We start from the raw sequence: 23,624 nt of genomic DNA, 5'->3' as shown, positions 1-23,624 counted from the left end.
AAAAATAAAGCTATTATCGAATCAAGAGAGGATGTAAATCAATGAATAAACGAAAAATGAGGTATCTGTTATCATTATTTGCTTTGGCATTCTTAGTTTTTTCAAATATAACAATATATGGTGCTGATGAAGCAGCGGTAACAATTGATTTAGAAGGAACAACAGGACAATTAAGTGATTATGCAGATCGAGAGTTAACCATTTGGAAATTATCAGACGACGATCTAACGTCAGATATTGAGACTATTATGAGTGAACTTGCAGGAATGACAAATGATGAGATTACAGAAAAGTATCCGCATGGAATTAAAAATGTAGCAAGTGATTCATTTGGGCAAGTAACTATTTCTGCAGCAATTGGTAGTTATTATGTTCGGGAAAAAGAACATGATATTGGTGGAAAAGTAGTGCCTTTTGTTTTTGCCGTTACTAACACGGATAATATAACAGTTAGGCCTAAAAAAGAAGAGCCGGGTGGAGTGGAATTATTAAAAAAATCAAGTGATGGAACAGCTTTACCGGGAGCAGAATTTGAACTATATCGTATTGAAAGAGATGTTCGCAAACCCGTGCCGATGCGTGATGGAAGATATGCGGCTGATGGATTGCCAGGAGTATTAGTAACCGATGCTAATGGGAAGATTGTGGTTGCAGGTTTACCAGCTGGGGACTATGTATTTCATGAAATAAAAGCGCCAGAAGGTTATGAGATTCGTGAAGCAGATTCATTCTTTACAGTGGAACCTAATAAAATATCTTATATTGAAGTGATTAACTTTAAAGAACATGAAGGTGGTATTAACTTTAGAAAAGTAACGAATGATCCAAAACCACAACCAATTGCAAATGTTAAGTTTTTAGTGACTCAAAAAAATGGTGAGTTTTATGATAAAGTTTATAAAGATGGTGTAGAGTATATTGTAACTTCAGATGAACAAGGCTATTTTATGGTTGATAATTTACCTTATGGGGAGTATTATTTATGGGAAGTTGAAACACCTCAAGGGTATTTACCATTATCTGGACCAGTTCAGTTTGTTATTGATAAAGCCTCTATGGAACAAATGATTACTATTGAGAATAAGCGAATGAATCCTGGTCAACCACTAATTCCAGATACTGGTGATGTTACATTGTTTTTAGTAGCACTATTAGGATTAGTAATTGGAATAATTGGTTATATGATGGTGAAAGAAAAGCAGGTTAAATAAGTAGACGAAAGGGATTTTCATAATTGGAAATCCCTTATTTTAAATTTAAGGGAGAATAATCAGTGAAGAAAAGAAATAGTAGAATAGTAAATAAAAAGAAAGAAAAAGTTAGTTCTTCTTCAAAAAAAAGCAAGCCATTAAGAAAAAAATTACCATTTTATTTTTTGTTCGCCATTGGATTGTTGATTTTTTTGTATCCACAAATTTCCAGAATGTATTACCGTGTATCCTCGACACAAAATATTGCAGTCTTTGATGAAGAAAAAAGTGCCATGACAGAAGAAGAAATTAGTGAACGCTTACGCTTAGCAAAAGCATTTAATGACTCTTTAGTGAATAATGTATCTGAAGACCCATATGAAGAAAAAAATCGTAAAGAAGGACGTGCAGAATATGCTCGAATGTTAGAGATTAATGAGCAAATTGGCCATATTCAGATTCCTTCGATTGATGTGGATATTCCGATTTATGCTGGCTCTGGTGAAAATGTCTTACAAAAAGGCGCCGGACATTTAGAAGGGACGTCATTGCCTGTTGGTGGGAATAGTACCCATACCGTCATTACTGCCCACTCTGGGTTACCAACAGCTAAATTATTTACAGACTTAAAAGAAGTAAAAGAAGGGGATCGCTTTTATATTCATAATGTTGGGGAGATTTTAGCTTATCAAGTGGATCAGATAAAAGTAATAGAACCGCACGAGTTTGAAAATTTATTAATTGAGCCAGGACATGATTATGCAACACTTTTAACGTGTACACCATATATGATTAATACGCATCGTTTGTTAGTAAGAGGGCATCGTGTTCCATATGAAGCAGCCATCGATAAACGTTTAATGGCTAAAAGTAAGCAGACATTCCTTTATCAATATTTATTCTATGGCCTATTAGTAGTGATTGTTATTTTAATTGCTTTAGCGATTTATTATCATTTATTAGCAAAAAAATTTATGAATAATAAAAAAGAATTACTTGCAAAACAAGAGTCAAGAAAAATAAAATTTAAAGGGAATGAAGACAAATAATGAAAAGAAAAGAAAAACAACAGAAAAAGAGAAAAAAATGGCCATATGCAGTCATTTTCTTCTTAGGATTGATGGTGTTATTATATCCTTTAGTGAGTCAATATTATTATCGTATTGAAGCGCAAAATCAATTAGTAGAATTTGAAAAATCTGTTAGTGAAATGGATGAATCGGAAATTATTAAACGAATGGATTTAGCGCGTGCATATAATGCTGTTTTGGATCCAACAAGATTAGCTGACCCTTATACAGATAAAGAAAAAGAAGGAATAGCAGAATATGCTCGAATGCTTGAAGTTGAAGAAAAATTAGGTTTTATTGAAATTCCATCAATTGATTGTAAAATTCCTATATATGCAGGAACCAAGGAGAGTGTCTTGCAAAAAGGTGCTGGTCACCTAGAAGGGACGTCATTACCAATTGGGGGAGATAGTACTCATACAGTCATTACAGCCCATCGTGGGTTACCGACAGCTGAGTTATTTACTCATTTAGATAAAGTTAAAAAAGGGGATGTCTTTTATATTCATAACCTTGAAACAGTATTGGCTTATGAAGTAGATCAAATTTTAACAGTGGAACCGTCTGATTTTGATCCAGTATTAGTAACAGAGGGGCAAGACTATGCGACACTATTAACATGTACACCATATATGATTAATTCACATCGTTTATTAGTAAGAGGACACCGCATTCCGTATGTCGCACCAGTTGATGATGGGGTTGCTATTAGTCGCTCATTAAATGATAAATACAAGGATTATATTGTCTTTGAAGTCTTAATTGTCGGTGTCTTATTAGCAATTGTTTTATATACGAGACATGATGCTTTAAGAAAGAAAAAAATTTATTTAGAACTTGAAAGGAAAGCGCGTACTTATGGAGAAGAAAATGAGTCGTAAAAAAATAATTGGCTATTTATTGATGATGCTTGGTATTTGTTTGCCGCTTTATTTATTAACTCAATTAAGTATGAGTTTTATTCAAAATAAAATGGCTTATGAAAAATATCAAAGTCATAAGCTTACTAGTGAAGAAATACAAACAGAACAAGAAAAAATTGATGATTATAATAATCAATTATTAGGGAAAGAGGTTTCGGTGGTGGACCCTTTTGCCACTGATGAATTTCAAATAGATTATCAAATTATGGATAATCCAGATGCTATCTTTGCTTATATTAATATTCCTTCCTTAAATATTTTAGAACCAATCTATTTAGGGGCGTCGGATTATCATTTAGGAATTGGAACAGCTCATATTGATGGCACATCTTTACCAGTTGGTGGAATGGATCAGCGAAGTGTGATTGCAGGACACCGTGGCTACTATGAGAATTTTATGTTTTGGAGTTTGGGGGATTTACAACCAGGCGATAAAATATATATTGAGCGAAATAATGAGGAATTAGTTTATGAAGTTAGCGATACAGAAGTTATCGATCCTTCAGAATGGCAAAAATTAGCACCAATTGAGGGGCGGGATATGTTGACATTATTAACTTGTGAACCATTTTTACCCCCACGTTATCAACGATTATTAGTCAATTGCGACCGTGTTTATCCTGAAGAAACTCCTTTAGATACTCCATCAGAAGAATTAGCAACTAAAGATGATACGCACCCTGTTCTTCATCAGCAAGCAAAGATTTTGCGCAATGTTGTATGGTCAATAACAGCTTTTTCATGGGTATTATTGTTAGTAGTCTTTAAGAAATTTTATCAATATGTCCATTAAGGTTAGCTAGATTCTATTAGATGTCACAAGGCGTTTCGGTTAGACAATATAAGCTTACTGTAATGAATGGATATGATTCCTTTTCAGTAGATGTGGTTATGTACCTTGTCTACTGAAGGGGGATTTTTTTATAGAAAAGTTAAGAATGGCAGAAAATAGATTTTGGAAAATGACTTTTATGGTAAAATAAATCTGATATTTGTAACTAAGAGGTGAATGAAGTGAAAGTTTGGTTAGATAGTCGATTTGAAGATATTGTTGCTAAAAGTGGTATCGGAAGAGCTCTAGAACACCAAAGAAGAGCACTGGAAAACTGTAGTGATATTACATTAGTAGGTCCAAGAGATGCTTATCAATTAGCACACTTTAATACAGTTTTCCCGAGTGTTTGTTGGTCTGCTATCTATGCAAAATTAAGACGAAAAAGTGTTATTATGCATGCTCATTCAACGATGGAAGATTTTGAGAATTCTTTTATTGGTTCAAATTATTTAGCACCTTTCTTTAAAAAATGGTTAATATTTTGTTATACAAGAGGTGACGCGATTATTACTCCAACAGAATATTCAAAAAATTTATTACGCTCTTATGGTATAAAAAAAGATATCTATGTATTATCGAATGGAATTGATCTAGCATATTATCAATCCAGTCAAAAAGTTCGTAAAAAAAATAAAATTATTTCTGTGGGGCATTATATTGAACGAAAAGGATTACTAGATTTTATTGAAATTGCAAGAATGATACCGCAATATGATTTTTATTGGTATGGCTATACAGATGTAGCGTTACAATCTGCTAAAATACGTAAAGCAATTGCTACAAAGCCTAGGAATGTTTATTTCCCTGGATATGTAGATAAAGAAGAATTGAAACGTATTTATGATGAAGCTAGTTTGTTTTTATTTACGACATACGAAGAGACAGAAGGAATTGTTTTATTAGAAGCGTTAGCAATGGAAATTCCTATTTTAGTAAGGGATATACCTATTTACAAAGAGTCATTTCCAGAAAAAGAAGTTGTCTATAAGTTTAGGGATAATAAGGAATGTATGTGGATGATTCAAAAAATGATGCATCAAGAAATACCATCTTTAGTAAAAAATGGCTATCAAGTTGCTAAAAGGTTTGATATTGATCAAATTGGGTATCAACTATCATCTATTTATCATAAGGTGAATCAAAAATAGCAAAAACTATCGAAAAAGTCCTGAGATAGAAAAGTTTTTTCATAATAAATTGATGAATTATTACAATACTGTATTATAAGAGTCATTTTATGCTAAAATTAAAAGGGTATGCAGTTAACCTAGAAAAGTTATAGAAAATATACTAAAAGGATTGGCATTAGATAGTTATTACTGTATAATTAAAAGTTGAAATAAAATAGGTGAGGAGAAATCATGGCGCGTAAAGTAAAGAAAAAACAACGAAAAAATAATGATAAAGATGAAATGGAATTAGTTGATGTATACTATATTCCAAAAGTTATTGCACCGCATTTTAAATTGTTAAGAAAACATTGTATTGAAGAGGTTATTTCTATTTTAGAAAATGAATTTTTTGAAGTGAAAGTAACAACATTAAAAGAAGAAAATGGTGAAGTAGTTGTTGCGTATCATGAAGACCAATCTATTGCGATGGTAGTAGAATTAGACCCTATGATGATTTCAAAATTAGAAAAAGAGATATCAGCAGAAAGATTAGAAAAATTTTTATTAGGTGAATAATGAGCCTTTTGAATAGATAAGAGGAGGACTAGTATGTGCGGCTTTGTCGGGTACTATAGTAAAAAAGAATATGGTGAGCAAGTGATTCGTGATATGAGTCAAATGATTGTTCATAGAGGTCCGGATAGTGATGGATTTTATACAGATGGTGATGTGCATTTTGGGTTTAGACGGTTAAGTATTATTGATTTAGAAGCAGGATCACAACCAATCTTAAATGAAAATGAAGATGTAGCGATTATTTTTAATGGTGAGATTTATAATTATCAAGATATTCGTGTTGATTTAGTTGAAAAAGGTTATAAATTTAAAACTCATACGGATACAGAAGTTATCTTACATGGGTATGAAGAATACGGTGAAGAAGGTATTTTAAATAAATTACGTGGTATGTTTGCTTTCACAATTTGGGATAAACGTACCGGTAAATTGTTTGGTGCTAGAGACCACTTTGGAATCAAACCATATTACTACGCTCAAATGGGTGGAGATTTATTAATTGGTTCAGAAATTAAAGCCTTTTTAAAACACCCAGCATTCAAAAAAGAAGTGAATAAAGAAGCTTTAAAACATTATTTAGTATTCCAATATAATCCATTAGAAGAAACATTCTTTAAAGGAGTTCATAAATTACGTCCAGGTCATTATTATACATTCCAAGATGGCAAAATGACGATAAAACGCTACTTTAACTTAGAATTAGATTATGAAGATGTGGGATTAGAAAAAACAATTGAAAATATTGAAGATGCTGTTGAAGATTCCATTAAATATCACAAAATTAGTGATGTTGAAGTAGGTTCATTCCTATCAGGCGGGGTAGATTCAAGTTATGTTGTCTCAAAAGCCAATGTTGATAAGACCTTCTCAGTAGGTTTTGAAAATAAAGGTTTTGATGAAACAATGTATGCAAAAGAATTATCAGATATGCTAGGTATTGATAATTACTCTAAAATCATTACACCAGATGAGTTCTTTGAAGGAATTGATAAAGTTCAATACTATTCAGATGAACCACATGCGAACCTGTCATCAGTAGCATTATACTTCTTATCAGGATTAGCAAGTGAACATGTAAAAGTTGTCTTATCAGGTGAGGGTGCTGATGAATTATTCGCTGGTTATAATGAATACGAAATGCCTTGGTTACAACGTACATATGCGAAGTTACCATTTGGCTTACGTCATTTCTTATTTAATAAAACAAGAAATACTAACCACTTCCACGGTAAAACCATTATCACTAAGTTTGGTCAAAAATTAGAAGATTCATATATTGGACAAGCAAAAATTATGTTAGATAATGAAGCAAATGATATCCTAACACCAGCTTACCAAAATGATGTAACAATGATGGACTTAACGAAAAAATATTATGATGATGTGAAAGATATGGATGAAGTCTCAAAACGTATCTACTTAGATATGAATATGTGGATTGTTGATGATATCTTATTAAAAGCCGATAAAATGACAATGGCTAACTCTATTGAATTACGTGTACCATTATTAGATAAAGAAATGTGGAATGTTGCTCGTAAGATTCCTACTAAATATAAAGTACACAATACAACAACTAAATACGCATTCCGTAAAGCTGCTGAACGTTCGATTCCAGAAGCATGGTCAAATCGCCGTAAATTAGGTTTTGTTGTACCATTTGTTAGCTTTATTAAAGAAGAAAAATACTACCAAATCGTTAAAGAAATGTTTAACCGCGAATTTGTGAGTGAATTCTTTGATGTCGCAAAAATCAACCAATTATTAGATAATCACTATAATGGTGTTATCAATAATGGTCGTAAAGTTTATACCATTTATACTTTCTTAGTTTGGTATAATCAATATTTTTTAATGGAAGTATAGGTGATGAATATGAATAAAGCAGTTGTTTTAGGCTGTAACTATTATATTGGTTTGAGCATGATTCGTTGTTTAGGTAAAGAAGGCGTTAATGTTGTAGCATGTGATTATGATTTTGAGACTGCTTATGGTGCCAAATCAAAATATATTTCTGAATTTTTACATGTTGAGGGGCTTTCAAAGATTGATCAGCATGCACTTGACCAATTAGTAGCATATGGTAAACAGCAAACAGAAAAGCCAGTTCTATTACCATCGCACGATAAATATGTTGAATTTATCGATACTTTTTATGATGAATTATCACAATACTATTTAATTAGCCAAGCTGAAAATGGGTTGAATTCAATCGTGATGGATAAAGTTCAATTACATAAATTAGCAACCAAACATGGGGTGCGTGTACCAACAACGATTACTATTGATGATCCTGATTTGTATCAAAAGGTTGAAGAGATTGGGTTCCCTTGTATTATTAAGCCATCTGATACAGTAGCATTCACAAAGATTTTCAGACGCAAAGTTATTTTCTGTGATACATTAGAAGATGTGATTGTTGGGATTGAAAGATGTAAACAAGAAAAAGTTGATGTATTTATTCAACAAGTTATTCCTGGTTTTGATGATCATATGTTAACGTATGATTATTATGTGAACCGTCAAGGAAAAACAACCCATTATATGACAGCCCAAAAACAAAGACAATGGCCCATTAATTTTGGTGCTAGTGTCTTTACCCAGCAAAAATATAATAAAGAGTTAGTCGATGTCAGCAAACCATTCTTAGAAGCAATTGGTTATCGCGGATTTGGTGAGATTGAATACAAAAAACACGAAAAAACTGGTGACCTTTATTTAATTGAAATCAATGCACGTACAACTAATTTTAATAATTTGATTTATAAATTAGGGATTAATATGCCATACATTGCTTATTTAGAATTAACGGGTCAACAAGATAAGATTGAAGAGAAGTTTATTACATGGGATACAAATCGTGCTTTTGTCTATGGTTTTGAAGATATGATGGCCATTCGTGGTTACCATAAAACAAAACAAGTAAATGCCTTCCAATCAATCGGTAAATTATTTACAAAACGTTTAGCACCAGCTATTTGGGAATTGGATGATTTAGGTCCATGGTTCTTTTATAATGGTCAGCTATTGAAGAAAGTTGTCAAAAAAATCAAACATTAATGAAGGGAAGATAAGCAATGTATACTCTTGGGATTATTGGTGGAATGGGTTCTTTAGCAACCGCACAATATTTTGAGCGTTTAGTCTTAAGTACACCAGCTAAAAATGACCACGAACACATTAATACGGTTATTTTAAATCATGCTACATTGCCTGATAGAACCTCTTGTATTTTAGAAAATAGAGGCGAAAGATTCTTACAAGCAATTAAGCCTGACTTTGAGGTAATGAATAAAATTGGTGTTAAAGCAATCGCCCTTCCATGTAATACAAGTCATTATTATTATGATGAATTTAAAAAATATACCGATATTCCGGTTATTAATATGATTGAAAAAACAATTGAAACTATTAGTCAACGCAACTTTACAAAAGCTTGTGTTTTCGCAACAGAAGGAACATTATCAGCAAAAGTATATGAAAAATATGCAGAACAATATAATATTGAACTTGTCTCTTTATCTAGTGAAGAACGAGCAAAAGTGATGGAAATTATCTATTCCATCAAAGCTACTAATCATATTGAAGAAGCTAGTTTTAATGAATTGATTGCTAGACACTGTGATAAAGACACAGTTGGCATTATCGCCTGTACTGAGTTAAGCTTAATTCCGATTTTAAAAGAAAACAAAGCATATACAATCGATGCTTTAGACGTTTTAGTAAGAGAAAGTATTCGCTATCATAACAATTAATTTTCATAAATTAAAGAGGGATTTTATAGCATATTTTATTCATTTATGGTAAACTGATTTGTAGGAATAAATAGTGAGGAGGAAAGTCCTTGTATAGTGCAATTTTAGCAATTATGTTAGTGTTGTGTGTGCTATTAATTATCGTTGTAGCAATGCAACCATCTAAAACAAATGCAGCTAGTTCTTTAACTGGTGGAGCAGAACAATTATTTGGTAAACAAAAAGCAAGAGGGTTTGAAGCGTTTTTAGTGCGCGTTACTGTTATTTTAGGAGCATTATTTATGATTCTAGCAACAGCATTAGTTTTCTTGCAAGCATAATAACGAAAGACTTGAGCACATTGCGGTGTAATTCCATGCATTGTGCTCTTTTTTAGCAACAAAAATCAAAAAAGTAGGAGCAGTGATGAAAATGATTAGAAAACCTAGTTCAGTTTTTTTAGAAGGGAACCAACAAGGGATTGTTTTATTTCATGCATATACCGGAAGTTCAAATGATGTAAGAATGCTTGCTAAAAGATTACATCAAGAAGGATATACGGTATATTGCCCTAATTACTCAGCTCATGTTGGTAATGATATTGATGATTTTTTAAGTAAAACACCAAATCAATGGTGGAAAGAGTCACAAGAGGCTATTGAGTTTTTACGTGAACAAGGTTGCCAAAAAGTATATGCATTCGGTTTATCAATGGGAGGCATAATGGCAACATTAGCAGCTGAGAAGCATTTTGTTGACGCTGCCGGTGTCTTTTGCTCACCAATTACAGAAGATGCAGCCCAGTTAGATCAGTTAAAGATTGGTTTACAACAATATTGCGAACACAAATTAAACGAACAAGGGCGACCACAAACAGATATTATTTACTTGCAAAAAGCGATGGATACTCAATTGATGCGCTTAACCAAGTTTAGTAAAATGGTTTATCATTATTTAGACCATGTCACTTGTCCATTTTATATTGCGCAAGGAGCTAAAGATGAAATATCCGATCCGCAATCAGCTTATGTATTAAAAGATAAATTAATCAATTCATTGGTAGATTTTCACTGGTTTGAAGAAAGCGGCCATGTGATTACTATTAGTCGAGATAGAAGAGAATTTCAAGAAAGCGTTATAACGTTTATGGAAAATAATTAAGGAGGTGATTGAGTGAAAGAAATCAATCAACAAATCATTGAGAAAGTCAAAAACTTTTTTAAAGAACATGAAAAAGAACAATTTTTTGTAAAAGAAGTAAGTGAAGCCTTAAAAATGGAGCATTCATCAGATTTTAAAGAATTAGTGAAAGCTTTAGCTCATTTAGAAGAAAGAGGTCACTTAATGTTAACTAGTAAAGGGAAATTTGGTTTGAAAGAAGAAAAAGATATTGTAGAAGGAATTTTCCGTGCTAATGAAAGAGGGTTTGGTTTTGTAACGGTAACTGAAGGCGAACCAGACTTATTTGTTCCTCGTGGAAATACCAAAAATGCAATGGATGGCGATAAAGTTGTCGTTAAAATTCAACAACAAGTTCGTAACATTCCCGATAAATCAGCGGAAGCTAAAGTAATGAAAGTATTAGAAAGAAAGTTATCACAAGTCGTTGGTGTTTATACGAGATATTCATCTGAATTTGCTGAAAAAAATGGCATTATTGGTGAGATAGCTTTAAAAGATAAAAAATTATCTAACTTTACTTGTGTTGTTGGTGAAAATGGCTTAAATCCTGTTGATGGAACGATTGTTATCGCTGAAATTTGTGATTATCGTTACCAAGGAAAAGATAACCAATTGAAAACAGTCATAAAAAAAGAAATTGGCTATAAAGATGAAGTTGGGATGGATATTTTAACTATTCTTTTGCAAATGGGAATTCCAACTGAATTTAGTGAAGAGGTAATGCGTGAAGCAAATGCTGTTAGTGAAGTAATTACCGAAAAAGAAAAAGAAGATCGTGTTGACTTAACCAAATTACCAACGATTACCATTGATGGTGCAGATGCAAAAGACTTGGATGATGCAATCTCATTAGAGAAAAAAGCAGATGGGACATATCGTTTAGGAGTCCATATTGCCGATGTATCTCATTATGTAACAGAACATTCTGAAATTGACCAAGAAGCTTATACAAGAGCGACTAGTGTCTATTTAACGGACCGAGTGGTGCCAATGTTGCCACAACGTTTATCGAATGGTATTTGTTCGTTAAATCCACATGAAGAGCGTTTAACAATGACTTGTATGATGGATATTGATCAAAGCGGTACTGTTTTCCACCACGAAATTTATCCATCATTAATCATCTCAGATCATCGTTTAACTTATGATGAAGTGAATGAAGTTTATGCTAGAGAAGAAGCAACGACTCAAAAATATCAAGATATCAATCAAATGTTATGGGATATGAAAGACTTACATGATATTTTAGCTCGCCGACGTCATGCGCGTGGAGCAATTGATTTTGATAGTAAAGAAGCTAAAATCTTAGTTGATGAAGAAGGGAAACCTACAGAAATTATTTTACGTGAGCGTGGTATTTCAGAACGTTTAATTGAATCATTTATGTTATCAGCGAATGAGACTGTTGCACGACATTTTGAGCAATTAAAATTACCATTTATTTATCGTATTCATGAACAACCTGATTCAGAACGTATGCAACGTTTCTTAGAATTCATTACAGCTTTTGGGGTTGTGATTACTGGTACAAATGATACGATTTCACCGAAAAAATTACAAAAAGCTTTAGAAGAAGTTAAAGGCGAAACCTATGAAGCTGTCGTATCAACGATGATGTTACGTTCAATGAAGCAAGCTAAATATGATGTTGTTCCAACAGGGCACTATGGTTTAGCAGCTGAAGATTATACTCATTTCACTTCACCAATCCGTCGTTATCCTGACTTAATTGTGCACCGTATGATTCGCTATTATCACCAACATGGTACGAAACTTTCGCACGAAGAAGAAATAGGTCTAGAAGCAAAATTACAAGATATTGCGGAACAATCTTCTAAAATGGAAAGATTAGCAGTTACAGCTGAACGTGCTGTTGATGAGATGAAAAAAGCAGAATTTATGGTTGAAAAAGTTGGCCAAACATTTGATGCAGTAGTCAGTTCTGTTACCAAATTTGGTATTTTTGTTGAATTACCAAATACGGTTGAAGGGCTAATTCATATCTCGCAAATGCAAAGTGATTATTTTGTATTTATTGAAAGTCAATTAGTATTAATGGGTGAGCGAACTGGTCAAAGTTACCGCATAGGTGATAAAGTTCGTGTTAAATTAGTAAAAGTTGATATCGACGCACGTGAAATTGATTTCTTATTAGAAGCAGATGTGGAAGCAATTGAAGGTTTATCACAAGTAAGTAATAGTGTTAATCGTCGTCATAAACGTCCTGTGAAATCTCAAGAGCGTCGTAAAGTTTCGTCACAAAGTAAGACACATAAAAAAGTTGTGCGTGATGATAAAAAAGAAGGCCGTAAAAAAGATACTAAACCAAAACGCAAATATAAAGCAAAAGATAAGAAAAAGAAAAAACTTAAAACTAAAGATCGTAAGAATAAAGGGAAACGTTCCTTTACAATTCGCAACGTATAGGAGGTTTTTAAATGCCAAAAGGTTTGTCAAATAAAGTATTAGCTCAAAATAGAAAAGCATCTCATGACTATACGATTCTTGATACGATTGAAGCTGGAATGGTATTAACTGGTACAGAGATTAAATCAGTCAGAAAAGCCAGAATTAACCTAAAAGATGGATATTGTAGTTTACGTAATGGAGAAGCTTTTCTAGTAAATGTTCATATTAGTCCATTTGAACAAGGTAATATTTTCAATCATGATCCAGTTCGTACAAGAAAATTATTATTACATAAAAAGCAAATTATTCGTTTGCAAGAAGAAGTCAAACAATCCGGTAATACCATTATTCCATTAAAAGTATACATTAAAAATGGAGTAGCCAAATGCTTAATTGGTATTGCAAAGGGTAAGAAAAATTACGATAAACGTCATGCCTTAAAACAAAAAGATATGAAACGTGAAATGGATCGCGCCTTAAAAGAAAGGTAAATTTTGAGAGTCATTACAAAAATGTAATGATTCTTTTTTAATTTGTGAATAAATCGGTAAATGTTTATGATGAAAATGATAATGTAACCGATTTATAATGACAAAAGATAAAATATCTTGTAAAATGAACTTGTAAATATGAATTTGAGGAGGCTTATTATGAAAAATAAAGGTGTTACATTATATTTCATGCGTCACGGAGAAACTTATTACAATCGTTTTGGTAAAATGCAAGGGTGGTCAGATATGCCACTAACTAAAGAAGGTAGACTAGATGCCATTCGTAGTGGCTTAGGTTCAAAAGATATTGCATTTGATGCAGTCTATACCAGTGATTTAAGAAGAACCGTAGAAACTGCTCAATTATTTTTACGAGATAATGAACAAAGCCGTGACTTAACGGTTAATATGATGCCAGAATTTAGAGAAGTATTTTTTGGTGGTTTAGAAGGATTGAACGTTGAAGATATTTGGCCAGAATTATACAAAAATATTCAGGATGAAATTACGAGTGTTAATGGTCGTGATATTCAAGCTGAATTAAATGGCCTAAAAGAAATGGATCCAGAACACTTAGCTGAAAACTTTATGGAATTTTGGTTACGTGTAGAAAAAGGCCTATTAAAGGTAATTAATCGTCATCGTGAAACAGATCAAAATATTTTAATTGTTAGCCACGGAATGACGATTCGAAATATTTTACATGAATTAGTCCCAGAGTTTGAATTAAGCGAACCAATTTTAAATGCTTCGCTAAGTATTGTAGAATATCGTGATGGTCATTATCATTTACAGACATTAAATCAAACTCACCATTTTGCTTTACGTAAAGAAGCTGAAGAACGTGATTTTGACTTATTACCAATGCAAATATTTGAATAAAATAAAAAAGGGGGGGCAAAATGTTAGAAGTAAAAAATGTTCATAAGTCATTTGGCTCACTGAAAGCAGTCAATGATTTATCATTTTCGATTAAAGAGAATGAGATTTTAGGGATGATTGGGAGAAATGGTTCTGGTAAAACAACAACTTTTCGCTTAATATTAGATTTTTTAACACCAGATAAAGGAGAAGTACTATGGAATAACCATCCATTAACTAGTGAGGATTATGATGCAATCGGTTATTTGCCTGAGGAGAGAGGTTTGTATCCAAAAGTAACGATTCAGGAGCAAATTTTATACTTCGCAAAATTACGTGGCAAAAAGGCGAAAGATATTCTACCGAAGATTGATTATTGGATGGAAAAGTTCCAAGTTAAGGGTAAAAAGACTGATAAAATAAAAACTTTATCAAAAGGGAATCAACAAAAAGTACAATTAATTACAACATTAATTCATGAACCAAAATTAGTAATCTTAGATGAACCGTTTAGCGGTTTGGATCCTGTTAATGCAGCACTCTTAAAAGAAGCGATTATGGAATTAAAACAAAAAGGTGCTTGCGTTATTTTTTCAAGTCATAATATGGAAAATGTCGCTGAGATTTGTGATTCACTAGTCATGATTCATAATGGCGACCAAGTTTTAGAGGGAGAGGTTGATGATATTCGATTATCATTTGGCCGTACAAAATTAATTGTGGAAGCTGATGTAACTGATGAAGAGCTTCTTGCGATTCCAGGAGTTATATCAATCGAATCATTACCATTAAATCAAAAATTGTTACAATTAGAGCATGAAGAAGTAGGTCGTGAAGTCTTTAAGTTAGTAGCTAAAGATGGCTATGTACCAGTCTTTAATCAACAGCCACCAACATTGGAAGAAATCTTCAAAATGAAAGCAGGTGGTAAAGATGAATAAGTTTTGGGTAATTGTGGGTGAAGTTTATCGTAAAAATGTGAAGTCATTAGGATTTATCTTTATGATGTTATCACCAATTATCTTTATGGCTATTTTTGCTATTGTTGGTTTCTTTATCGCTAAAGATGCAATTGGGGCTAAGGATGTAACGATTGCATTAGTGGACGAGCCAGTTGCATTAACAAAGCAAATTGCCACAGACATTACTTCGCCACATATTGTTTTAGTGGATTCAATTGAAGAAGCTAAAAGACAATTAATGGATGGCGAGATTGAAGGATACTTAGTGACTACTGAAGAAGAGGGGTATATTAAGGCTGATTTTTATCATAAGACAACCAATAAGAATGTTGATTTAAGTGATATTAATAATTATTTATCAAATATTCAATTAGCGAACATTACTACTCAATTGAATTTAGCGGAAAGTGAAGTCGCAAAAATTCAAGAATCAAAAGTTGCTGTTATTGATCAAGAATTAACACTCGATGAAAATGGTGAATTACAAAGTGCTGAAAATGAAGAAGAATTAAACCAGCAACAATTTGAACGTTTTGTTAAAAAAGGAACAGCTTATACGGTTGCTATTTTAACGTTTATGTTTATTATGAATTTTGCAGGAATTATTGCGCAAGAGATTGCTTCTGAAAAAGGCACACGTATTATGGAGATTATTTTATCAAGTGTATCAGCAACAACACATTTCTTTGGAAAAGTTGTCGGTATTTTATTAGTAACCTTCACCCAAATTGCGATTTATGGGGTGATGTTTGTAATAGGCTGGAATTTACCAATTGTGGGAGAGTATTTAAATCAATATGCAAGTGGGATTAATATTCCGGCAGTAGTTGGTCCAGTTTTAGCATATGGAACATTATTCTTTATTTTTGGCGTTATTATTTATGTAGGAATTTCAGCATTTTTTGGTTCATTAGTTACTAGAACGGAAGATGTTCAAAAAGTGATGACACCCATTAGTTTATTAGGGATGGTTGGTTTTTATGTTGGCATGTATGCGATGAGTAATGCAAATAGTCCAGTAGTTGTTGTAACATCGTATATTCCATTTTGGACACCATTTGTAATGCCGTTTCGTATGGCGGCTGATACGGTTACCAATATGCAAATTATCATTAGTTTAATTATTTTAGTTGTATCAATGGTCATCATTACTTGGGTATCGATTATATTCTATCGTTCGAATGTATTAGTATACACTAATGAAAGTATGTTTAAAGCCTTTAAACGCTCATTAAGCATCTTACGAAATCAACATAAGAAAGCATAGGAGATGTTATGATTTATGAAACGTAAAAATAATGTAACGGTTAGTAATTTAATTAAGTTATTTTTCTTAATCGTTCCCGTTATAAAATTATTAATGCAAATGTTCCCAAAAGAAGAGGAAACAGCTTAATAATAAAAGAGTAGTTACGATTTTGGTCGTAATTGCTCTTTTTTGTTTAAAAAAATGATAAGCAATCATCGGAGTGTTTATATTTCGTGATATAATAAAGATGAATTTTTTTAGAGAGGAAGTGGCATATGACAAAATCAATCGGATTTATTGATTCAGGTGTGGGAGGATTAACGGTTATGAAGGAGGCCATCAAACAACTTCCTAATGAATCGATGATATATTTAGGGGACTCAAAACGTTGTCCATATGGTGTGAAAACAACTGAGGAAGTTCGTCAATATACTTGGGAAATGGTACAATTTTTATTAGAAAAACAAGTTAAAATGATTGTGATTGCTTGTAATACAGCAACAGCAGCAGCCTTAGAGTATATTAAGGAAAAAGTAGATATTCCAGTTATTGGAGTGATCCAACCAGGAAGTATTGCCGCTGCTAATCAAACAAAGAATAAACAAATTGCGATTTTAGCAACAAAAGGGACAATCGAGAGTGGTTTATATCAAAAGTTAATTATAGAAAAAGATCAAGATATTATAGTAGAAGGAAAAGCGTGTTTAGATTTTGCTTCTATTGTAGAAAATGGTGAGATGGGTAGTCAAAAGGCTGAAAAAATTGTTCACGAAGCTTTAGTACCATTAGCAAAACAAAAATTTGATACAGTAGTGTTAGGTTGTACGCACTATCCTTTATTGCGAGAGAGTATTCAAGAAGTGTTTGGTGATGAGGTTTGTTTAATTGATGCTGGAGCAGAAACCGTTCAACATTTAATGGTGTTATTGCATTATTTTAATTTGGCAGAAACTTTTGAAACGAATCCCCATCCTAAAAGAGAATATTATACAACAGGGAATCCACAAATATTCCAAGAAATTACGCATAAATGGTTGTCTGATGATATTATTGTTCAAAAAGTGGATCTAACGACTTATCAACAAGGAGAACATAACATGACGAAAGAATTATTAATTGCTACAAAGAATAAAGGGAAAGCTAAAGAGTTTGAAGCAATCTTTGCACCATTTGGCTATCAAGTGAAAACGCTATTAGATTACCCTGAAATTAGTGATGTTGAAGAAACGGGGACTACTTTTGAAGAGAATGCTCGTTTAAAAGCAGAGACAATCGCCAATGAATTACATACTTTAGTTCTAGCAGATGATTCAGGGTTAATGGTTGATGCTTTAGAAGGTCGTCCAGGTGTGTATTCAGCTCGTTTTGCAGGCGAACCAAAAAGCGATGCAGCCAATAATGCTAAATTATTAGTTGAATTAGGTGGTTTAGAAGGTAAAGACCGTTCAGCTCATTTTCATACAACTTTAGTATTAGCAGCCCCAGGGGTTGACCCATTAGTAGCTGAAGGTGATGTTTTTGGTCAAATTGCTACATTCCCTTCAGGTACGGATGGATTTGGTTATGATCCATTATTTTATTTCTCAGAAGCTAAGCAAACATTTGCTGAGATGGGCTTAGAAGAAAAAAATAAAGTCAGTCACCGTACCAATGCGATTAAAGATTTATTAACAAAATGGGAAGACTGGTTTCAAGAAAATAAAGAAATATTAGTAACATTATAGGAGGTCAAAAAAATGAAATGTGTAGTTGTTAGTGATAATCATACTAATCGTGAAGTTTTTCGAGAATTAATTGACTATTATCGTGAACAAGAAGTGGAATTTTTCCATTGTGGCGATTCTGAAATGTTATCAACTGATCGTTTATGGCAAGGAGTGCATAAAGTAACAGGAAATTGTGATTATGATGCAGGATTTCCACGTGAAGAATTAGTATATGTGAATGGTCAAAAGATTTTATTAGTACATGGCCATCGTCATTTAGTTAATGTTACCTTAGAGAATTTGGCAGATGCTGCGTTAATGCAAGGAGCTAAAATTGCGTTTTATGGTCATACTCACCGCTTAGATGTTCAAGTAGTTAATGGTGTTTTATGTGTGAACCCGGGTAGTATTTCAATTCCTAGAGGCTTGTATCACGATACCCCAACGTATGCGATTGTTGATATTGAAGAGGTTATTAAGGTACAATATTTCACTGCAAATCATCAGCCTGTTGAAGAATTAGTATTTGAATTTACCATTTAAAAAGGGGAGGATTTGCCAATGATCCATCGAAAGCTAGAAGAGTTATTATTAGAAGAAAGAGATAAATTATATGTTCCCGCAAAAAATGTTGCCATTCTATTAGATTCTAATACTTTAGATCATGCAATGCTTGTCTTATCTCAAGTACATTATTCGGTCATCCCGGTTATTAATAAGGATAATCATATTGTTGGCTTAATTTCAATTCCGATGATTATTCACCAAATTATGAATGAAGGCTCAAAAGATACCATTCATTTTAGTCAATTGCATAAATTAAAAGTAAAAGATGCTATGCAAACTGATTTTCCAACAGTTCATCAAGATACTGATTTTGAAGATGTTTTAAATCGATTAGTCAATCATAATTTTTTATGTTTAGAAACTGATGAGCATAAATTTGCTGGAATTATTACACGTAAAGAAGTGTTAAAACGTGTTAACTATACATTGCATGAAATTGATAAGCAATGTATCTTAACAGAAAAATAGGTAAATGAAAGAACTTGTTCTAATGAGCGAGTTCTTTTATTATAGAGATAGAAAGGGGGAAAAAAATGTATCATGCAGAAAGTAGAATCGAGAAATTTAAATTGTTATTAAAAATTTTAATTCCAATCTTAATTTATCAATTCGCAAATTTTTCAGCAAAGTTTATTGATACGGTGATGACTGGTAATTACGGAGCGAAGCATTTAGCTGGTGTAGCCATTGCCGTTAGTTTATGGGCCCCGTTTTTTGCGTTAGTATCAGGTATTGTGACGGCTTTAGTGCCAATGATTGGGCAATTATTAGGAAGTCAAAGGTCAAAAGAAGTGGAAGGTGTAGTTGTTCAATTTCTCTATGTGGGCGTATTATTAGCTTTTGTGTTATTGGGTGTTGGATATCTGGCGTTAGAACCGATTTTAAGCATCATGCATTTAGAACCGCTTGTTTATAACGTGGCTTTTAATTATTTGAAGTTATTATCCATTGGCTTGCTTCCGTTGATGATTTGTAGTGTTTTACGCTCATTTATTGATGCTTTGGGATATACGAATCTATCAATGGCTTTAATGTTATTATTAGTTCCATTAAATATCTTTTTTAATTATTCATTTATTTACGGAAATGCTTATGTACCGGAAATGGGAGGAGCTGGTGCTGGACTAGGAACAGCTATATCTTATTGGGTATTGGTAATAGTTTCTTTTGTTGGTATGAGAATTCACCCCAAATTAAAACCTTATAAAGTATTTACAGTTAAAAAAATTGATTTAAAAATCTGGAGAGAAATTTTTGTGATAGGCTTACCTTTAGGATTTTCAATTTTTGTAGAGTATGCTGTATTTGCTTTAGTAGGATTAATGATGGCAAAATTTGGTTCAACTGTTATTGCTAGTCATCAAGCTGCTATGAACTTTTGTGATTTAGCCTATGCTTTTCCCATGAGTATTTCGAGTGGCTTAACGATTATTGTGGCTTATGAGGTTGGTGCTAAGAATCATAAAGCGGCTCATCAATATACAAAAGAAGCACTCTTGTTAGCTGTTGGGATTGCTTGTGTTACGCTATTTTTAGTTAAGAAAAATAGTTACTGGGTAGCCAATCTATATGGGACTGATCCAGAATTTATTAGACGCACGATGTCATTTTTAACATATGGATTATTATTCCAATTATTAGATGCGATTGCAGCGCCACTTCAAGGAGCTTTACGTGGCTATAAAGATACGAAAATTCCATTTACGTTATGCGTGATGGGATTTTGGGTGATTGGCTTACCAACAGGATTTTTATTAGATTATTGTACTAATTTAGGACCATATGCCTATTGGATAGGTTGCATTGTTGGGATGGTTTGTAATGGAATATTTATGATTTTGCGTTATAGATTTATTTATAGAAAATATCGAAATGATTAATTAGGAGGCGAATTATGGAGAATAGAAGTGATTTTTTTAATTCAACAGACAATACAACAATCAATGAAACCCCGATAAAACGTGATTTGAGTGCTAAAAAAGCAGTTGGGCGTACCTCATTATTTTTAATTAGTTATCAGATTATTATGACAGTTGCGTCAATCGTTACAATGGTGATAGCTATTATTAAGACAGGTGAATACCTGGATGTGGCATCCATTCAAAATGCGGGGGCATTAGGTGCATATACGGATGCTTTGATGCTTGGTTTATTGGTGTCGACATTTTTTGGTGTGATATTATTTTTATATTTGGAAAAAGGTTCAGACTTAATAAGAGTGTTGCAAGAAAAAAATAGAAAAATATCAGTTAAAACATTAGCTCGATTAATGACAGCTTTAATGGCGGTTCAAGTTGTTTTTTCAGTGGGCTCTACTGCTGTTGAATGGTTGTTGAATTTATTTGGGATTAGTATGTTACATAGCATTGAAGCAGCTTCTTTAGGGGGATATAGTTTGCCGATTATTTTATATGCTGGAATTATTGGACCGATTACTGAAGAAGTGATTTTTAGAGGAGCTATTCTTCACTATTTAGAAAGATTTGGGAAATGGTTTGCGATGATATTGTCTTCTCTATTATTTGGGGCTTTTCATGCTAATTTACCGCAAGCAGCTTTTGCCTTTTTAATGGGCTTAATATTGGCTTATGTGACGTATGAATATTCGATTAAATGGGCGATGGTTTTGCATATCTTTAATAACTTGATTTTAAATATATTAATAACAGCTTTAGGAGATTTTACCAATCCAGACCTAATTGAAAAGATTCAGATAGGGATTCTGGTGGTGGCTTTTGTCTATACGGCTATCATAATTTGGCGAAATAAAGAACAAATAAAAACGTATATTTTGGAATTAAAACAAGATAATGCTAGTTTCAAAGAGGCCTTTTCTTCAGTAGCCTTATGGTTTTTATTGGTTATTTTGGGGATTGAGGGTATTAGTATGCTTACAAGCATTTAAAAAATTAAGTTTTTATAAAATAACTAGTGACAAAACACCTATTTTTTTGTTAAAATTTACTATGTATTTTACTATCAAAAAGTAGTTCAATAATATGGAAACAAAAAGGAGAAATGGAATGTATATCGAAATGTTATTGAGCTCCATTGCTGGGTTAGGATTATTCTTATATGGAATGAATTTAATGGCAAATGGACTTCAAAAGGTTGCGGGTAATAAGTTAAAAGGATTTATTAAAACTTTAACTAAAAACCGTTTAATGGCTGTAATTGTCGGGATGTTTGTAACAATGGTTATCCAAAGTTCAAGTGCGACTTCAGTTATGGTAGTTGGTTTTGTAAATGCAAGTATTATGACTGTTAGTCAAGCAATCGGAATTTTATTCGGTGCCAATATCGGAACAACAATTACCGGTCAAATGGTTTCGTTGAATTTATCTCAAATTGCTCCTATAGCCATTGCGGGTGGTTTGATCTTAAGAGCAACAACAAAAAATAATCAACTAAAAGATTTAGCTGAGATTTTAATAGGGTTTGGGATTTTATTCTTAGGGATTAATTATTTGAAAGATTCATTATCACCATTAAAAGATTCACCAGCATTTGCTAGTTTGATTTTAAATTATGGGGACAATCCTTTCATTGGGGTATTAATTGGTATCTTAATGACATTGATTTTACAAAGTTCATCAGCGACAATTGGGGTGTTAATCGCTTTAGCGTCACAAGGAATTTTGCCATTTTCTACGGCTTTATATATTATTTTTGGTGACAATATTGGTACATGTACAACTGCAGTATTAAGTAGTTTGGGAACTTCTAATCGTGGTAAACAAGTAGCCCTAATTCATGTGACTATTAAAGTAATTGGTACAGTATACTTTATGTTATTCTTACAAGGAATATTAACGGATGTTGTTCAACAAATTGATCCAAATAATATACCGCGTCAAATTGCCAATGCACATACTATCTTTAATGTATTAAATGTGATTGTTTTATTCCCGTTTGCTAATTACATTGTTAAATTTGCAGAGTGGGTATTGCCAGATGATACAGATGAAGATGAAAGCTATGAATTCCGTTCATATCTAGATCCATTAATTTTAGTAACACCATCAATTGCCTTGAAAAATACATTATATGAATTTATTTCAATGGCAACAGAAGCTAATAAAACGATTCGTTATGCAACCATAGCGATAAAAAATAGAGATAAAGATTATATTCAAAAAGCGTATGATAGTGAAGATAATGTTAATCGCTTTGAAAAATCAATTGTTGAGTATTTAGTGCAAATCTCTCAACAAAATGTTTCAAGTGAAGATTTAATGGTTATTGATGAATTATTTAATACAGCTAATGATATTGAAAGAATTAGTGATCATGCCGAAAATATTGCAGATTTTGCAACAGCTTTAATTGATAAAGGAATAGAGTTAGATGAAGAGGTAACAGAAGAACTAGATTATGTTTTTGATTTAGTATATCGTGGTTATTCATTCTCAATTGATGCTTTATCAACAGGTGATATGAAAAAAGTTGCCGAGGTGGTTGAAATCGAAAGAGAAATCGATCGCTTAAAAATTACAATTCGTGATAAACATATGAAACGTATGCATAAAGGAAAAGCAAGCCCAGAATCAGGAGTATTTGTAATGGACTTGTTAAGTAATTTAGAACGTATTAGTGATCATTTCCGTAATATTGCCGAAACAGTTAAAAAATTAGATCCAGAGATGATTGGATAAAAAATACGGTTCTATAATTTATAGGGTTGATGAGTAAAATCATTGATCCTATTTTTTATGTGCTTATTGGCTTTTAAAAAAATAAAGAGTTAATCATTCAGT

Annotated in this window: 22 protein-coding genes; all 22 read left to right on the top strand. The window is 32.6% G+C overall.

Annotated elements, in window-relative coordinates:
- Positions 1–41 precede the first annotated feature (41 nt).
- The 22 genes from BMX09_RS01155 (at position 42) to BMX09_RS01050 (ending at position 23,522) form a co-directional block, all read left to right on the top strand.
- Entirely contained in the window at positions 42–1,211 is a 1,170-nt protein-coding gene (locus BMX09_RS01155) for an MSCRAMM family protein (RefSeq protein ID WP_089745801.1), read from the top strand.
- Positions 1,212–1,273: 62 nt separating this feature from the next.
- The gene (locus BMX09_RS01150; protein ID WP_407645241.1) at positions 1,274–2,239 is read left to right on the top strand and encodes a class C sortase; all 966 of its coding nucleotides are present in this window, start codon (positions 1,274–1,276) and stop codon (positions 2,237–2,239) included.
- Positions 2,239–3,141: a class C sortase gene (locus tag BMX09_RS01145; protein ID WP_089745800.1), complete on the top strand. Its 903-nt coding sequence runs from the start codon at positions 2,239–2,241 to the stop codon at positions 3,139–3,141. The genes BMX09_RS01150 and BMX09_RS01145 overlap by 1 nt, the downstream gene beginning before the upstream one ends.
- The gene (locus tag BMX09_RS01140; RefSeq protein WP_177159481.1) at positions 3,131–3,976 is read left to right on the top strand and encodes a class C sortase; all 846 of its coding nucleotides are present in this window, start codon (positions 3,131–3,133) and stop codon (positions 3,974–3,976) included. Before BMX09_RS01145 ends, BMX09_RS01140 begins: the two co-directional genes overlap by 11 nt.
- Positions 3,977–4,197: 221 nt before the next feature.
- Positions 4,198–5,166 carry a glycosyltransferase family 4 protein gene (locus tag BMX09_RS01135; RefSeq protein WP_089745796.1) on the top strand — a complete coding sequence of 323 codons (969 nt, stop codon included), beginning with the start codon at positions 4,198–4,200 and terminating at the stop codon, positions 5,164–5,166.
- Positions 5,167–5,379: 213 nt separating this feature from the next.
- Positions 5,380–5,706 (top strand): hypothetical protein, encoded by a 327-nt coding sequence (locus BMX09_RS01130; RefSeq protein ID WP_089745794.1) that lies wholly within the window; start codon positions 5,380–5,382, stop codon positions 5,704–5,706.
- A gap of 33 nt (positions 5,707–5,739) precedes the next feature.
- Complete coding sequence (gene asnB / locus BMX09_RS01125) at positions 5,740–7,572, top strand: asparagine synthase (glutamine-hydrolyzing) (RefSeq protein ID WP_089745792.1); 1,833 nt, start codon at positions 5,740–5,742, stop codon at positions 7,570–7,572.
- Positions 7,573–7,575: 3 nt separating this feature from the next.
- On the top strand, positions 7,576–8,766 hold the full coding sequence (locus tag BMX09_RS01120; protein WP_218138902.1) for a carboxylate--amine ligase: 1,191 nt from the start codon (positions 7,576–7,578) through the stop codon (positions 8,764–8,766).
- Between the two features lie 17 nt (positions 8,767–8,783).
- Entirely contained in the window at positions 8,784–9,461 is a 678-nt protein-coding gene (locus BMX09_RS01115; protein ID WP_089745789.1) for an aspartate/glutamate racemase family protein, read from the top strand.
- An 89-nt stretch (positions 9,462–9,550) separates the two neighbouring features.
- A complete protein-coding gene (gene secG / locus BMX09_RS01110; protein ID WP_089745788.1) occupies positions 9,551–9,781 on the top strand; it encodes a preprotein translocase subunit SecG in 231 nt (76 codons plus the stop codon).
- A gap of 85 nt (positions 9,782–9,866) precedes the next feature.
- Positions 9,867–10,601 (top strand): alpha/beta hydrolase, encoded by a 735-nt coding sequence (locus tag BMX09_RS01105; protein WP_089745786.1) that lies wholly within the window; start codon positions 9,867–9,869, stop codon positions 10,599–10,601.
- Between the two features lie 21 nt (positions 10,602–10,622).
- Positions 10,623–13,049, top strand: coding sequence for a ribonuclease R (rnr, locus tag BMX09_RS01100; protein WP_089745914.1), 2,427 nt, complete (start codon positions 10,623–10,625; stop codon positions 13,047–13,049).
- 11 nt (positions 13,050–13,060) lie between these two features.
- Complete coding sequence (smpB, locus tag BMX09_RS01095) at positions 13,061–13,522, top strand: SsrA-binding protein SmpB (protein ID WP_089745785.1); 462 nt, start codon at positions 13,061–13,063, stop codon at positions 13,520–13,522.
- A 159-nt stretch (positions 13,523–13,681) separates the two neighbouring features.
- Positions 13,682–14,404 (top strand): histidine phosphatase family protein, encoded by a 723-nt coding sequence (locus tag BMX09_RS01090; protein WP_089745783.1) that lies wholly within the window; start codon positions 13,682–13,684, stop codon positions 14,402–14,404.
- Between the two features lie 20 nt (positions 14,405–14,424).
- Positions 14,425–15,324 (top strand): ABC transporter ATP-binding protein, encoded by a 900-nt coding sequence (locus BMX09_RS01085; RefSeq protein WP_089745782.1) that lies wholly within the window; start codon positions 14,425–14,427, stop codon positions 15,322–15,324.
- Positions 15,317–16,612, top strand: a complete 1,296-nt coding sequence (locus tag BMX09_RS01080) for an ABC transporter permease (RefSeq protein WP_089745780.1) — start codon at positions 15,317–15,319, stop codon at positions 16,610–16,612. The genes BMX09_RS01085 and BMX09_RS01080 overlap by 8 nt, the downstream gene beginning before the upstream one ends.
- 257 nt (positions 16,613–16,869) lie before the next feature.
- Positions 16,870–18,318, top strand: a complete 1,449-nt coding sequence (gene racE / locus BMX09_RS01075) for a glutamate racemase (RefSeq protein ID WP_089745777.1) — start codon at positions 16,870–16,872, stop codon at positions 18,316–18,318.
- Positions 18,319–18,330: 12 nt separating this feature from the next.
- Complete coding sequence (locus BMX09_RS01070) at positions 18,331–18,843, top strand: YfcE family phosphodiesterase (protein ID WP_089745776.1); 513 nt, start codon at positions 18,331–18,333, stop codon at positions 18,841–18,843.
- A gap of 18 nt (positions 18,844–18,861) precedes the next feature.
- A complete protein-coding gene (cbpB, locus tag BMX09_RS01065) occupies positions 18,862–19,335 on the top strand; it encodes a cyclic-di-AMP-binding protein CbpB (RefSeq protein ID WP_089745774.1) in 474 nt (157 codons plus the stop codon).
- Between the two features lie 65 nt (positions 19,336–19,400).
- A complete protein-coding gene (locus tag BMX09_RS01060; protein WP_089745772.1) occupies positions 19,401–20,747 on the top strand; it encodes an MATE family efflux transporter in 1,347 nt (448 codons plus the stop codon).
- A gap of 14 nt (positions 20,748–20,761) precedes the next feature.
- A complete protein-coding gene (locus BMX09_RS01055) occupies positions 20,762–21,772 on the top strand; it encodes a CPBP family intramembrane glutamic endopeptidase (RefSeq protein WP_089745770.1) in 1,011 nt (336 codons plus the stop codon).
- Between the two features lie 118 nt (positions 21,773–21,890).
- Positions 21,891–23,522: a Na/Pi cotransporter family protein gene (locus BMX09_RS01050; RefSeq protein ID WP_089745768.1), complete on the top strand. Its 1,632-nt coding sequence runs from the start codon at positions 21,891–21,893 to the stop codon at positions 23,520–23,522.
- The last annotated feature ends 102 nt before the right edge of the window (positions 23,523–23,624 follow it).

The organism is Granulicatella balaenopterae, from assembly GCF_900111135.1.
Classification (GTDB): Bacteria; Bacillota; Bacilli; order Lactobacillales; family Aerococcaceae; genus Granulicatella; species Granulicatella balaenopterae.
The sequence above is the reverse complement of the archived record's forward strand: the minus strand, read 5'-3'. Positions and strand labels throughout refer to the sequence as shown.